At 61.8% G+C, this 14753-nt stretch carries 11 protein-coding genes; 8 read left to right on the top strand and 3 right to left on the bottom strand.

What is annotated here, in order from left to right; all coding sequences use genetic code 11:
• The first annotated feature begins 145 nt into the window (after positions 1–145).
• Positions 146–1438, top strand: coding sequence for an MFS transporter (locus tag ACM6IK_RS13795; protein WP_414874785.1), 1293 nt, complete (start codon positions 146–148; stop codon positions 1436–1438).
• A gap of 26 nt (positions 1439–1464) precedes the next feature.
• Positions 1465–2241, top strand: a complete 777-nt coding sequence (locus tag ACM6IK_RS13790) for a substrate-binding domain-containing protein (RefSeq protein WP_414874807.1) — start codon at positions 1465–1467, stop codon at positions 2239–2241.
• Here the strand turns inward: ACM6IK_RS13790 and ACM6IK_RS13785 are convergent.
• Positions 2231–3145 carry a LysR family transcriptional regulator gene (locus ACM6IK_RS13785; RefSeq protein WP_414874784.1) on the bottom strand — a complete coding sequence of 305 codons (915 nt, stop codon included), beginning with the start codon at positions 3143–3145 and terminating at the stop codon, positions 2231–2233. The genes ACM6IK_RS13790 and ACM6IK_RS13785 overlap by 11 nt on opposite strands.
• Before the next feature lie 280 nt (positions 3146–3425).
• On the opposite strand from ACM6IK_RS13785, the gene ACM6IK_RS13780 reads away from it, so the two are divergent.
• Both ACM6IK_RS13780 and ACM6IK_RS13775 read left to right on the top strand, forming a co-directional pair.
• Positions 3426–5234: a monovalent cation:proton antiporter-2 (CPA2) family protein gene (locus ACM6IK_RS13780; protein ID WP_414874783.1), complete on the top strand. Its 1809-nt coding sequence runs from the start codon at positions 3426–3428 to the stop codon at positions 5232–5234.
• A gap of 143 nt (positions 5235–5377) precedes the next feature.
• A complete protein-coding gene (locus ACM6IK_RS13775) occupies positions 5378–6475 on the top strand; it encodes a DNA alkylation repair protein (RefSeq protein ID WP_414874782.1) in 1098 nt (365 codons plus the stop codon).
• A gap of 105 nt (positions 6476–6580) precedes the next feature.
• Here the strand turns inward: ACM6IK_RS13775 and ACM6IK_RS13770 are convergent, their stop codons facing one another.
• Positions 6581–7483: a LysR family transcriptional regulator gene (locus ACM6IK_RS13770; RefSeq protein WP_414874781.1), complete on the bottom strand. Its 903-nt coding sequence runs from the start codon at positions 7481–7483 to the stop codon at positions 6581–6583.
• 132 nt (positions 7484–7615) lie between these two features.
• On the opposite strand from ACM6IK_RS13770, the gene ACM6IK_RS13765 reads away from it, so the two are divergent.
• Entirely contained in the window at positions 7616–9277 is a 1662-nt protein-coding gene (locus ACM6IK_RS13765) for a GMC family oxidoreductase (protein ID WP_414874780.1), read from the top strand.
• Positions 9278–9376: 99 nt separating this feature from the next.
• Complete coding sequence (locus ACM6IK_RS13760; protein ID WP_414874779.1) at positions 9377–10999, top strand: MFS transporter; 1623 nt, start codon at positions 9377–9379, stop codon at positions 10997–10999.
• A gap of 54 nt (positions 11000–11053) precedes the next feature.
• Here the strand turns inward: ACM6IK_RS13760 and ACM6IK_RS13755 are convergent, their stop codons facing one another.
• Positions 11054–11422 (bottom strand): DUF427 domain-containing protein, encoded by a 369-nt coding sequence (locus tag ACM6IK_RS13755; protein ID WP_414874778.1) that lies wholly within the window; start codon positions 11420–11422, stop codon positions 11054–11056.
• A 258-nt stretch (positions 11423–11680) separates the two neighbouring features.
• Between ACM6IK_RS13755 and ACM6IK_RS13750 the strand changes: the two genes are divergently transcribed.
• Together ACM6IK_RS13750 and ACM6IK_RS13745 are read left to right on the top strand one after the other, a co-directional pair.
• A complete protein-coding gene (locus ACM6IK_RS13750; RefSeq protein ID WP_414874777.1) occupies positions 11681–13633 on the top strand; it encodes a DNA topoisomerase III in 1953 nt (650 codons plus the stop codon).
• A gap of 224 nt (positions 13634–13857) precedes the next feature.
• Entirely contained in the window at positions 13858–14361 is a 504-nt protein-coding gene (locus ACM6IK_RS13745; protein WP_414874776.1) for a GNAT family N-acetyltransferase, read from the top strand.
• The last annotated feature ends 392 nt before the right edge of the window (positions 14362–14753 follow it).

Genomic DNA, 14753 nt, shown 5'->3' with positions numbered 1-14753 from the left:
TTCGATGCATTGATCCGTTTTGCGCATCAATGCATACCAACAATGCAATTAACATATCGATCCCCCTGTTCCACTATCCACCCCAATAAGAACCGTGCGCCATGTCCAGGCAGCGCACGTCATAAAAGCGGTGGAGTATTTATCGATGACAGCCTCAATCCCGCGCGGAAGCTCTCGCGCCAGCGCCATTTTCCGGGTCACCTCGGGCAACTTCCTCGAACAGTTCGACTTCTTCCTTTTCGGTTTTTATGCCACGCAGATCGCTGCCGTGTTCTTTCCGGCCAGCAGCGAATTCGCCTCGCTGATGATGACCTTCGCCGTGTTCGGTGCAGGTTTCCTGATGCGCCCGTTGGGCGCCGTGGTACTGGGTGCCTACATCGACGATGTGGGTCGACGCAAAGGGTTGATCCTGACCCTGTCGATCATGGCCAGCGGCACCGTCCTGATTGTGCTGGTGCCCGGTTACGAGACCATCGGTCTGTTCGCCCCGGCCCTGGTGCTGATCGGGCGGCTGCTGCAGGGCTTTTCCGCCGGTGCGGAACTGGGCGGCGTGTCGGTGTATCTCGCCGAGATCGCCACACCCGGCCACAAGGGCTTTTTCACCAGTTGGCAGTCGGGCAGCCAGCAAGTGGCGATCATCGTCGCCGCCGCGTTGGGTTACGCCTTGAACCAGTGGATGGCGCCGAGTGCAATTGCCGATTGGGGCTGGCGGATTCCGTTCTTCGTCGGCTGCATGATCGTGCCGTTCATCTTCCTGCTGCGCCGCAACCTGGAAGAAACCGAAGAGTTCGCCGCCCGTAAACATCGCCCGAACATGGGTGAGGTGTTCCGCACCCTGAGGCAAAACTGGCTGACCGTGTTCGCGGGCATGATGATGGTCGCCCTGACCACCACCGCCTTCTACCTGATCACGGTGTACGCACCGACCTTCGGTAAAACCGTGCTGCACCTGAGCACCTCCGATGCGCTGCTGGTGACATTGCTGGTGGGCGTTTCGAATTTCATCTGGCTGCCGATCGGCGGCGCACTCTCGGACCGTATCGGCCGACGCCCGGTGCTGATCGCCATGGCCTTGCTCGCCATCGCCACCACCTACCCGATGCTGACCTTTCTGGTGAACGCGCCCAGCTTCATTCACATGCTGCTGGTGCTGTTGTGGCTGTCGTTCATCTACGGACTGTACAACGGCGCAATGATCCCGGCGCTGACGGAGATCATGCCTGTGGAAGTCCGGGTGGCCGGTTTCTCCCTCGCCTACAGCCTGGCCACGGCCGTATTTGGCGGGTTCACCCCGGCAATGTCGACCTTGCTGATCCAGTACACCGGCGACAAGGCGGCACCGGGTTACTGGATGAGCTTTGCCGCACTGTGCGCGCTGTGCGCGACGCTCATGCTCTATCGCCGCGCTTCGAATCGTCTGCAACCGGTGGCGTCGTGAACCGGCCCTTTATCGAGAACATGACCATGAAAAAAACCTTCAATCTTGCCGCCCTCGCCTTGGTGGCCAGCCTGGGCTTGAGCGGCATTGCCCAGGCTGAAGAGATCCGGGTGATGACCTCCGGCGGCTTCACGGCGGCCTACAAGATCCTCGGTCCGAAGTTCGCCGCCTCCACCGGCAACACCCTCGACACCGCGTTCGGCCCCTCCATGGGCAAGGCTGCGCAAGCGATCCCCAATCGCCTGGCCCGGGGTGAGCAAGCCGACGTGGTGATCATGGTCGGCTACGCACTGGACGACTTGATCAAGCAGGGCAAGGTCGACCCGTCTTCCCGTGTCGAACTGGCGGATTCGCGCATTGGCCTGGTGGTGCGCGAAGGTGCGCCGAAACCGGATATCAGTAACGTCGAGGGTCTGAAAAAGACGCTGCTCGACGCCAAATCAGTGGCCTACTCCGACAGCGCCAGCGGCGTGTACATCGAGCAGCAGCTGTTCAAGCGCCTGGGGATCGAAGACCAGCTCAAGCCCAAGTCGACCATGGTGCCGAAAATCCCCGTGGGCTCGGTGGTTGCCACCGGCGACTATCAACTGGGCTTCCAGCAGGTCAGCGAATTGTTGCCGGTACCGGGGGTCAGTTTCGTGGCGAAGATTCCGGAGTCGGTGCAGTCGGTCACCCGGTTTGCCGCTGGCGTGCCGGTAGGTGCCCGGCACCCGGCCGAAGCCAGAGCCTTGCTGCACTACATGGCTTCGGCGCAGGCTCAACCGGACGTGAAAGCGACCGGGCTGGACTCGGTCAGTCATTGACCGACGGCTGCAGGACTTTCATCTCCACCACCAGCCGTTCCAGCGCCAATGCCGCCGGGGTCAGGGTTCGACCCCGGCGCTTGATCAGACCGACGCTGCGCATTACCTGCGGATGGGTCAACGGCACCCGTGTCAGGATCGGATGATCCGCTGCCGGCATCGCCATCAGCGGCACCGCCGCCACACCCAACCCCGCCTCCACCAGCCCGATCATGGTGGTCACGTGACGGGTTTCACAGATACTCGGCCGCTGCGGCACCACGCCGGTCAACGCCTGATCCAGCAGAAAACGGTTACCCGAGGTTTTATCCAGCGAGATGTAATCCTGCTGATAGAACTCGTCCCAGGTGACACTGCTTCGCCCCGCCAGCGGATGATCGCGCCGGCACGCCACTACATACCCTTCTTGCACCAGGGGCTCGAAATCCACTTCGGCTTCCAGCGTGCCCATGAAGCTCAGGCCGAAATCCGCTTCGCCATTGACCACCGCGCTCAAGACGTCGTGGGCGCTGGAGTCCAGCACCTTGACCTTGATCCGCGGAAACTGCCGGTGATAGTGCGCGATCACCCGCGGCATGAAGTAGTAAGCCGCCGAGGGTACACAGGCGACCGTGACATGGCCGAGCCGGGTCGAAGCGACTTCGCTGATACCCAGCAATGCCACGTCCAGATCGTCCAGCAGGCGCTCGACGCTGGGCATGAAACCTCGTCCGGCCTGGGTCAGGCTGACCTTGCGCGTGGTGCGCTCGAACAACCGCACGCCGAGGGCGTCTTCAAGCTTTTCAATCCGCCGGCTCAAGGCAGGCTGGGAAATGCGCACCGTATCGGCGGCCTTGCGAAAGCTGCCCTGCTCGACCACGGCACGGAAGGCTTGCAGGTCATTGAGGTCGAAGTTGATGGCCATGGGAATTACTCGGGAACGACAGGTCGATTGATCCGGTTATTCTATAAATGTAACTAATTGATGCAAAGCTTTGTTGACTGGACGTCCGCAATCGTCGGAACGCCGCCCGGAGCAAGCTCGCTCCCACAGGAGTTGCTCCACCTGTGGGAGCGAGCTTGCTCGCGATGACGCCGGGAGATTCAACATCAATCGACCTGACTGTCCACTTGCGCAGTGGATCTTCACAGAACCCAGCCTTTATCCTTGTCACCCCCGCGGTACCGAGTCCTGGAGTTTTCTCATGCCCCATGAAGGCAACCTGCTACAAGCCGCTGTCGTGTTTCTGATGGCGGCCGTGCTCATCGTCCCGCTGGCCAAGCGCCTGCAACTGGGGGCAGTTCTGGGCTACCTGTTTGCCGGGGTGATCATCGGCCCGTCGGTGCTGGGCCTGATCGACAACCCGCAAAGCGTCGCGAACATTTCCGAACTCGGCGTGGTGTTGCTGCTGTTCATCATCGGTCTGGAGCTGTCGCCGCGCCGCTTGTGGGTGATGCGCAAATCCGTGTTCGGCGTGGGTCTGGCGCAAGTGCTGCTGACCGGCTCGGTGATTGGCGTGGTGGCGCTGTGGGGTTTTGCCCAACCGCTGAACACTGCGATCGTCCTGGGCCTGGGCCTGGCGCTGTCGTCCACGGCATTCGGCCTGCAAAGCCTGGCTGAACGCAAGGAGCTGACCAGCCCCCACGGGCGGCTGGCGTTCGCCATCCTGTTGTTTCAGGACATCGCTGCAATCCCCTTGATTGCCATGGTGCCGTTGCTTGCCGGTGGCGATCACAGCACCACCGCCAGCGAAAACCTGAACCACGGCCTGCAAGTGCTGGCCAGCATCGCCGTGGTGGTGATCGGCGGGCGTTATCTGCTGCGACCAGTGTTTCGCGTGGTGACCAAAACCGCGCTGCCAGAAGTCTCCACCGCCACGGCGTTGCTGGTGGTGATCGGCACGGCCTGGCTGATGGAACTGGTTGGCATTTCCATGGCCCTGGGCGCCTTCCTCGCCGGCCTGCTGCTGGCGGATTCCGAGTATCGCCATGAACTGGAAGCCCAGATCGAACCGTTCAAGGGCCTGTTGCTCGGGCTGTTTTTCATCAGCGTCGGCATGGGTGCGAACCTGAGCCTGTTGCTGAGCACACCGGTCGCCGTGCTGGGCCTGACCCTGCTGTTGATCGCGATCAAACTGCCGCTGCTGTTTATTGTCGGTCGACTGGCCGGCGGCTTGAACAAGGTCAGTGCGATCCGCCTGGGTATCGTGTTGGCCGCCGGTGGTGAATTTGCCTTTGTGGTGTTCAAGATCGGTCGCGATCATGGGCTGTTCGCGGCAGAGCTATATGACTTGCTGGTGTTGACCATCACCCTGTCCATGGCCGTGACGCCGCTGTTGCTGCTGGTTTGCGCGCGCCTGGTCAGCCCGAAAGTGCAACCGGTGGAAGTACCGGAGAAGTTCCGCGAAATCGACACCGACGCGCCACGGGTGGTGATCGCCGGCATGGGTCGCATGGGCCAGATCATTGCGCGGATTTTGCGCGCACAGAACATCAAGTTCGTGGCCCTCGACACCTCGGTGGAAACCATCGAACTGTCCCGCAGTTTTGGTGGCGTGCCGGTGTTCTATGGCGACCCGATGCGCCCGGAAATACTCAGCGCGGCCAAGGTCGGGGAAGCCGAGTATTTCGTGATCGCCACCGACGACCCGGACACCAACATCAAGACCGCCGAACTGGTGCGCAAGCTCTATCCGGACATGAAGATCATCGCCCGTGCCCGTAACCGTCAGCACGTGCATCGGCTGATGGACGTCGGCGCTCACGCCGTGCGCGAAACCTATTATTCGAGCCTGGAAATGAGCCGGCAAACCCTGATCGGGCTGGGATTGACCCAGGTCCAGGCGGATGCACGGATCAAACGCTTCAAGCAGCACGACGAAGAGGTGCTTGAAGCCCAGCATGCGGTGTACGACGACGCAGTGAAAGTGCTGCAGACAGCGCAGGAAGCGCGAGCGGAACTGGCCAGGTTATTCGAGTCGGATCAACTGCAGGAGCAAGCAGGCACAAAATGAGGTGAATCTGAGGGCCCCTTCGCGAGCAGGCTCGCTCCTACACTGGATCATTGTCGCTTATACGCTCTTCTGTGGGAGCGAGTCTGCTCGCGAAGAACGATAACGCGGTGTGATGGATCAACAACAATTGCCAAGGAGCCACCATGGCTGACAAACCCTCTCCGGCCCTCAAGGAAATCTTCAACACCGAGCGCCTCCAGCACATCGCCAGCGAAATGACCGCGGTCTATCCGCCATTCGAGGCCAGGCGCTTCCTGAATCTGGCCCAATCCGGCCTGGCGGATCTCAGCGTCATGCAGCGCATGGCCCGGGTCAGCGAGTGCCTGCACGCCGTGCTACCCCTGGACTACGAGGCGTCGCTGCAAGTGCTGCGCGCCCTCGCCCCGCGCCTCAACAGCGGCTTCGTCAGCATGTGCCTGCCGCACTATGTCGCCAGCTACGGCGCCCATGCGTTCGATCAGTCGATGGAGGCGCTGAAGTACTTCACCGCCTTCGGCTCCTCGGAATTCGCGATCCGTCATTTTCTGCGCAGCGACCTCGATCGCTCACTCAAGCTGATGCACGACTGGTCGCTGGATGACAACGAACACGTACGCCGCCTGGCCAGCGAAGGCTGCCGGCCACGCCTGCCCTGGTCATTCCGGCTGGAGCCCATCCAGGCCGATCCGACACTCGCCGCGAACATCCTCGACAACCTGAAGGCCGACACCAGCCTGTACGTGCGCAAATCCGTGGCCAACCACCTCAACGACATCACCAAGGATCACCCCGACTGGGTGCTGGACCTGATCGAAGGCTGGGCGCTGGACAACAGGCACAGCGCATGGATCGCCAGGCACGCCCTGCGCAGCCTGATCAAACAGGGCAACCGGCGGGCACTGGCGATCATCGGCGCGGGCGGCAAGCCCGAAGTCGAGATCGTCGGTGTGAAAGTCGAACCGCCGGTGATTGGCCTGGGAGAAAAGATCACCCTGTCGTTTGCCGTCAAATCCACCGTTGAAAGCAGTCAGCGTCTGGTGATCGACTATGCCATCGACTACGTCAAGGCCAATGGAAGCACTTCGGCGAAGGTGTTCAAGCTCAAGGCGCTGACCCTGCCCGGCAACGCCGTCGAAGCCGTCAGCCGTGGTCAGCAGATCAAGGAGCTGACTACCCGCCGGCATTATGCGGGGCGGCATGCGGTGCATGTCATGGTCAATGGTGAAAGGCTGGCCAGCACGGCGTTCGAGATTGTTGGTTAAGCCGTAGGATCAATTCTGGATGGGCCGACGCCATCGCGAGCAAGCTCGCTCCCACAGGGGAGCGCATTCCAATGTGGGAGCGAGCTTGCTCGCGATGGCGTCAGCTCAGGCACCGAGGGAGACTGCCCCTAGCAACAACCCCTGCTCCCGCTCACACAACTGCACCACATAATCCCACAACACCCGCAACCGCACCGATTTGTGCAGCTCCCGGCGGGTGCTGATCCAGTAGCTGCGCTGGATGCTTTCGTCCGGCAACAACGGCACCAGCCCCGGATCAGCACTGGCCATGTAGCACGGCAACACGGCAATCCCCAGGCCTGAGCGCGCCGCCTGTTGCTGGGCGATCACGCTGGTGCTGTGAAACACCACCTGCGGGTTGCGGCAGAAGCTGTTGAGGAACATCAGTTCCTGGCTGAACAGCAAATCATCGACATAGCCGATCCAGGCGTGGCGCCCCAGGTCCTCACGACTGCGCAACGGTGGCGAGCGGTCGAGGTAGTCCTGGCTGGCATACAACGCCAGGCGATAGTCGGTGAGCTTGCGGGTGACCAGCATATCGGCGGCCGGGCGCTCGAGGTGGATGCTGATTTCCGCCTCGCGGTTGAGGATGCTGACAAAACGCGGCACCGCCACCAGCTCCACTTCCAGCCCCGGATAGCGTTCGAACAAGCCGTTCATGCGACTGGCCAAGAACATGATGCCCAGCCCTTCGGTCACCCCGACGCGGATCTTGCCCAGCGGCGCGGTGGACTGGGTGATTTCCTCCTGGGCCAGCAACGCCACGTTCTCCATCGCCTCGGCGTGTTTAAGCAATGCCTCGCCCGCCGGGGTCATCTCGTAACCCTGGGCATGCTGGACGAACAACGCCGTACCGAGGCTCTTTTCGATGGCCTCGATGTGCCGCGCCACGGTGGCATGGGTGGTGTTCAGTCGGCGGGCGGCCGTGAGCAAACGCCCGCTGCGCTGCAATTCGAGAAAAAACCGCAGGTCATTCCAGTCGAACATGAATCGTCCTTGTTCTTTGCCGTTCGGGATGCTGTTTAAAAACGCACAGCGGCTGCGCAAAAACTAACATTCTTTTGACGAAAGCTAACAACTAGGATGACAGACAACAAGAACAACAAAACGAGATCAGGGATGCAGACTTCTCTGGATGAATACGATTACATCGTGGTCGGGGCCGGGCCGGCCGGGTGTCTGCTGGCCAATCGACTGTCGGCCAACCCGCAACATCGTGTGTTGCTGCTCGAAGCCGGCGGCCGCGACAACTATGCGTGGATTCACATCCCCGTGGGTTACCTCTACTGCATCGGCAACCCGCGCACCGACTGGTGCTTCAAGACCGAAGCGCAACCGGGCCTGCAAGGTCGCGCCCTGAGCTACCCGCGCGGCAAGGTGCTGGGTGGCTGCTCCTCGATCAATGGCATGATCTACATGCGCGGCCAGGCCGGCGACTACGACCGCTGGGCCGCCGACGGCAACCCTGGCTGGAGCTGGCAGGACGTGCTGCCGCTGTTCAAGCACAGTGAAAACCACTTTGCCGGCGCCGCCGAATTTCACGGCGCGGCGGGCGAATGGCGGGTCGAACGCCAGCGTCTTTCGTGGCCGATTCTCGACGCCTTCCGCAGCGCCGCCGAGCAAAGCGGCATCGCCAGCATCGATGACTTCAACCAGGGCGACAACGAAGGTTGCGGTTACTTCCAGGTCAATCAGAAGGCCGGCATCCGCTGGAACGCGTCCAAGGCCTTTCTCAAACCCATTCGCCAGCGTCCCAATCTCACCGTGCTGACCGGTGTCGAAGTCGACCGCGTGCGGCTGGACAATGGCCGCGCCTCGGCGGTCAGCACCCGCTGGCAAGGTCAGGCGAAAACCTTCAAGGCACGCAAGGAAATCGTCCTGTGTGCCGGCTCGGTCGGCTCGCCCGGCATCCTGCAACGCTCCGGCATCGGCCCGCGTCCACTGCTGGAGCGGCTGGGCATTGGCGTCGCCCATGAGCTACCCGGTGTGGGTGGCAACCTGCAGGATCACCTGCAACTGCGGCTGATCTACAAGCTGGAAAATGCCCGCACCCTGAATCAGATTGCCGGCAGCCTGTGGGGCAAGCTGGGCATGGGCCTGCGCTACCTGTATGACCGCAGCGGCCCGCTGTCCATGGCGCCGAGCCAATTGGGCGCCTTTGCCCGTTCGGGGCCGGAGCAGACTTCAGCCAACCTCGAATATCACGTACAACCGCTGTCGCTGGAGCGCTTTGGCGAACCGTTGCACGCGTTCCCGGCGTTCACCGCTTCGGTCTGCGATTTGCGCCCGCAAAGCCGTGGCCGGGTGGACATCCGCTCGGCCAACCCGCAAGAAGCACCGCTGATTCAACCCAATTACCTGAGCCACCCGCAAGACCTGCGGGTCGCCGCCGATGCCATTCGCCTGACCCGGCGCATCGTCGCCGCACCGGCCCTGCGCGCCTTCAATCCCGTGGAATATCTGCCCGGCGACAGCCTGCAAAGCGAAGAACAGCTGCACGAAGCCGCCGCGCGGATCGGCACCACGATTTTCCATCCGGTAGGCACCTGCCGCATGGGCAACGACGCCGACGCCGTGGTCGATGCGCAGCTCAAGGTGCATGGCATCCCCGGTCTGCGCATCGCCGACGCCTCGATCATGCCGCGCATCACCTCGGGCAACACCTGCTCGCCGACACTGATGATTGCCGAGAAGGCGGCGCAGATGATCCTCGACCCCGCTGCAAACACAATCCCTGTAGGAGCGAGCCTGCTCGCGAAAGCGGTGGATCAGCCAGCATAAACGTTGAATGGAACGACGCCATCGCGAGCAGGCTCACTCCTACAAGGAACACGCAACACCAGTGGAACAACAAAAACAATCACTGTGAGGGATACCGGTATGTCAGAACACGTTCAATCCCTGGAAGCCGTGCGCAGCGCCGGCACCAGTCAGGAAACCCAGAAAGTCATCTTTGCCTCATCCCTCGGGACGGTCTTCGAGTGGTACGACTTTTTCCTCTATGGCGCCCTCGCGGCGGTGATCAGCAAGCAATTTTTCGCCGGGGTCAACGACACCACGGCGTTCATCTTCGCGCTGATGGCCTTCGCCGCCGGCTTCATCGTCCGGCCGTTCGGTGCGCTGGTATTCGGTCGGCTGGGGGACATGATCGGGCGCAAGTACACCTTCCTCGCCACCATCATCCTCATGGGCCTGGCGACGTTCTGCGTCGGGCTGCTGCCGACCTACGCCAGTATCGGCATCGCTGCGCCGATCATCCTGGTGGTGTTGCGCATGCTCCAGGGCCTGGCCCTGGGCGGTGAATACGGCGGCGCCGCGACCTATGTCGCCGAGCACGCGCCCATCGGCAAGCGCGGTTTCCACACCAGCTGGATTCAATCCACCGCGACCCTGGGCCTGCTACTGTCGCTGCTGGTGGTGCTGGGCTGCCGCTACTTCACCGGCGATCAGTTCGAAATCTGGGGCTGGCGCATTCCGTTCCTGTTTTCCATCGTGCTGCTGGGCATCTCGACCTGGATTCGCCTGAGCCTGCACGAGTCGCCGGCCTTCGTGAAAATGAAAGAGGAAGGCAAGCTGTGCAAACAGCCGATTCGCGACTCCTTCGGTAAATGGGAAAACCTCAAAGTGGTGCTGATCGCGCTGTTCAGCATCAATGCCGGGCAAGCGGTGACCTTCTACGCCGCACAATTCTATGTGCTGTTCTTCCTCACCCAGTTCCTGAAAATGGACCCGGCCGTGGCCAACGGTTTGCTGATTGTCAGCGTTATCATTGGCGCGCCATTTTTCATTTTCTTTGGCTGGCTGTCGGACAAGGTCGGGCGCAAACCGGTGCTGATGATCGGCTTGCTGCTGGCCACCGCGCTGTACTTCCCGATCTTCAAGACCCTCGCCCACTACGCCAACCCGGCCATCGACCAGGCCAGCCGCCAGGCACCGATCACCGTGATGGCCGACCCGGCCACCTGCACCTTCCAGTTCGACCCGGTGGGCAAGGCGAAATTCGACAGCCCGTGCGACAAGGTCAAGACCTTCCTGGTCAAGCAGGGCCTGCCGTACCAGAGCGCAGCGGCCCCGGCCGGCAGTGGCGTGCAGGTCAGCGTCGGCGACGTGAAGATCGATGGTTTCGACGAAGCCGCCCTGCGCGGTGCCGTGACCCTCGCCGGCTACCCGCAACAGGCGGACATGCAGCAGATCAACAAGCCGATGATCGTGGCGCTGATCGTCGCGCTGATCATTATCTCCGCGATGTGCTACGGCCCGCTGGCGGCGCTGATGGTCGAACTGTTCCCGACCCGCATCCGCTACACCTCGATGTCCTTGCCCTACCACATCGGCAACGGCTGGTTCGGCGGCTTCCTGCCGACCGTGTCATTCGCGCTGGTGGTGTACACCGGGGACATCTTCTACGGGCTGTGGTATCCGGTGGTGATCACCGGGGTGAGCCTGGTAGTGGGGATGCTGTGCTTGCGTGAGACGCGCAACGTGGATCTCGACAAGAACTGAGGTCATAGCTCGCGACGAGGGAGCAGGCTCCCTCGTCGCGCCGGTCAGCCCCGATCAAACTTCGGCATCAAGCAACTCGAACTTCACCTGATCCGGATAGAACGCCATGTACCCGCGGATTTGCTCCACCGACACCTTGGGGTCCTCGTAACTCCACACCGCGTTGGCAGCTTCATGCCCTGGCACCTGCAAACTGAAATAGCTGGCATCGCCCTTGTACGGGCAATAACTGGTGTGATCGGTGCGGGCGAAATACTTCTCGTCGATATCCTCGCGCGGCACGTAGTACACCGGCGGATAGTTGGCCTCCAGCAACACCAGGGCCCGCGCCGAGGCGGCCACTTGAATACCGTGAAACCTTACCAGCAGGCAGCCAGGCTGCTCGGCGATGGTGATGACAGGGCTAGGACCGGAGCTTTTCATGGAATGCGTTCCTCATGACGGTGATGGACCTGCAAATCGATGATGTGGGAGCGTGGCTTGCCCGCGATGGGCTGCGCAGCGGCCCCAAAACCTGAGACCACGATTCATCAGGTATAACCCAAGTTTCACCCTCGCGACGGCTTCGCAGCCGAACGGGAGCGACACACCAGGCTGTACATCCATACAGATAAAGATTGCTCCATCGTCCATCAACCGCCATTCTGTGCACCTCTCGCACATTGATCGACGATGGTGGTTATGCGGCTGTACCTCTGTGAAAAACCTTCCCAGGCCAAAGACATCGCGGCAGTCCTCGGCGCCCGGCGCCGGGGCGATGGCTGTTGGCTGGGAACGGACGTCACGGTGACCTGGTGCATCGGCCATCTGCTGGAAACCGCACCGCCGGACGCCTATGACGCACGCTACAAGCGCTGGGTGCTGGCGGACCTGCCGATCATTCCCGAAAAGTGGAAAATGACCGTCAAGCCGCGCACCGCCAGCCAGTACAAGGCGGTCAAGCGTCTGCTCGGTGAAGCATCCGAACTGATCATTGCCACCGACGCCGACCGCGAGGGCGAGATGATCGCCCGGGAACTGGTGGAACATTGCCGCTATCGCGGGCCGATCCGCCGACTCTGGTTGTCGGCGCTGGACGATGCGTCCATCCGCAAGGCCCTGGCGGCACTCAAACCGGGGAACGAAACCTTCAGTCTCTATCACTCGGCCCTGGGGCGTTCCCGGGCCGACTGGCTGATCGGCATGAACATGAGCCGGCTGTTCACCCTGCTGGGGCGCCAGTCCGGCTATCAGGGCGTGTTGCCGGTCGGCCGGGTGCAAACGCCGACCTTGCGCCTGGTGGTGGATCGCGATCGCAGCATCGCCGACTTCGTGCCCGTCCCCTATTGGGCCATCGACGTGCAACTGCTGCACAACGGCACCGCGTTCACCGCGCAATGGCGCGCGGCATCGGAGGTTTGCGACGATCAGGACCGCTGCCTGAACCAGGCGCTGGCGCAACAAGCGGCGGCCGCCATGCGCGGCGCGGCCAGTGCGCGGGTGATCAAACTGCGCACCGAGCGGATGCGCGAAGTGGCCCCGCTGCCGTTCGACCTGGGCACCCTGCAGGAGGTCTGCTCGAAGAAGCTCGGCCTCGGCGCCCAGGAAACCCTCGACATCGCCCAGGCGCTGTACGAAACCTACAAAGTCATTACCTATCCGCGCAGTGATTGCGGCTACTTGCCCCTCAGCCAGCACAGCGAAGCACCGGCCATTCTGGCGGCGTTGCGCCAGGCCGATCCGGCGTTGAACGCCTTGCACGATCACCTGGATCCGCAACGACGCTCACGGGCCTGGAACGATGCCAAGGTCAGCGCTCACCACGGCATCATCCCCACCGCTGCGGCGAAGAATCTCGACAAGCTGGCGGGCAAACAGCGCGCGGTCTACACCCTGATCCGCGCGCGATATCTGGCGCAATTCCTGCCCAATCACGAATACGACCGCACCCAGGCCGACTTCGACTGCGCCGGCGAGGCCCTGCGCGCTGTCGGCAAGCAGATCATCGAGCCTGGCTGGAAACGCGCCCTGCCAGAAGCGCTGGCGCAGGCCAAGGGGCGCGAAGCTCCCGCGCCGCAGACCCTGCCCAACCTGGCCGAAGGCATCGATTGCGCAGTGGCCGGCGTGCAACTCAAGGACCTCTGGACCCAGCCGCCGAAGCCGTTCACTGAGGGCGATCTGATCAAGGCGATGAAGAATGTCGCCAAACTGGTGGAAGACCCGCTGCTCAAGCAAAAACTCAAGGACACCACCGGCATCGGCACCGAAGCGACTCGCGCGTCGATCATCCAGGGCCTGCTCGACCGTGGTTATCTGGTCAAGCACGGCAAGGCCCTGGCCGCCACTCCTGCCGCGTTCAGCCTGATCGACGCCGTACCGCGGGCCATCGCCGATCCGGGCACCACGGCGATCTGGGAACAGGCCCTGGACATGGTGCAAAGCGGGGAAATGAGCCTGGAAGACTTCGTCACCAAACAGGCGGCGTGGATGAGCAAGCAAGTCAGCCGTTGCGCCGGGCTGAGCATGACCATCAGCGGCCCACCGCCCACCGGTTCCGCCGCAGCCCCATGGAAGAAAAAACGCAAAGGCGCTCCGCGCAAACCAGCGAGCGGCACCAGGCGCAGGGCAAAACCGGCAAGCAACTCTCAAACCTGACACCGAACCTTGTGGCGAGGGGGCTTGCCCCCGTTGGGTGGCGAAGCCGCCCCAAATCCATTCGCCGCCGTTTGCCAGATAAACCGCAGCGCCTGATTGACGACTGCTGCGCAGCCGAACGGGGGCAAGCCCCCTCGCCACAGGCAAGCCCCCTCGCCACAGATTACTTGTCGCCAACCATAATGAATGGTGTCCCCGCCCCGGCGTATCTGGAGCCAACCCTTATGTCTTCGATAGAACTGCACGCCGCCCAACGCGATGAGCTGGAAACCATCGAGAATCTGATGCAGTTCTACGCCTACGACTTCAGCGAATGGTTGCCGCTGAAACTGGGCGAATACGGTTTCTTCAACATCCTGCCCATGCCGGACTACTGGCGAAACCCGGCCACCCGCCCCTTCCTGATCAAGGTCGACGCAGAACTGGCCGGCTTCGTAACCGTGGATAACCAGGTCCATCTACCCGGTGCCGAGTACAACATCGGCTATCTGTTTGTCAGTCGACGCTTCCGTGGCCGTGGTGTCGCACGATTTGTCGTTTCCACTCTCTTGAGCCAATTCCCCGGTCAATGGCAGATTTTCCACATCGAGGCGAACCAGCCGGCGCGCCTGTTCTGGGCCGCCGTGATGCCGGGGCTCGACATTGGCCGACTCACCTTGCATCAGCAGGCGGTTGACCGCCATCCCTGCACTTTTTACCGCTTTGAGTGTCCGCCTTTGTCGTCCTGAGCGACATGCCCTCGACTTCCCCGCTAATTCCGAACAGCTTTGTCCGACAATATGTAGTGACCAAAAATATTCACTACAAAACCGTTGACGCCTCCGATTTGCCCTTGCATGATGCAGACGTCTCCCCGATCGGGAGTACAGGCAACACGTTTGAGCAAGCTCGTCTGACCGCCGAGCTGTTTTTTCCGGATACACGCTGCCCACAAGGCAGATTGAAGAAGCTGACCTGGCCTGAACGTCCAGTACAAGGGCGAGAAGTCTTGGCGAGCAATCCTCATGATGCTTGTGGCCGACCCTGAAAACGTCGGCAGTGGCCTTAAGGTTTTCGCCGCTTCTCTTCGTTGTGACGCTATTGCGTAGCAGTTATTCAACACGACTACATGCAGCAGACG

It is taken from the genome of Pseudomonas sp. IT-196MI5 (genome assembly GCF_949767415.1).
GTDB lineage: Bacteria > Pseudomonadota > Gammaproteobacteria > Pseudomonadales > Pseudomonadaceae > Aquipseudomonas.
This window is presented reverse-complemented; position numbering and strand designations above follow the sequence as displayed.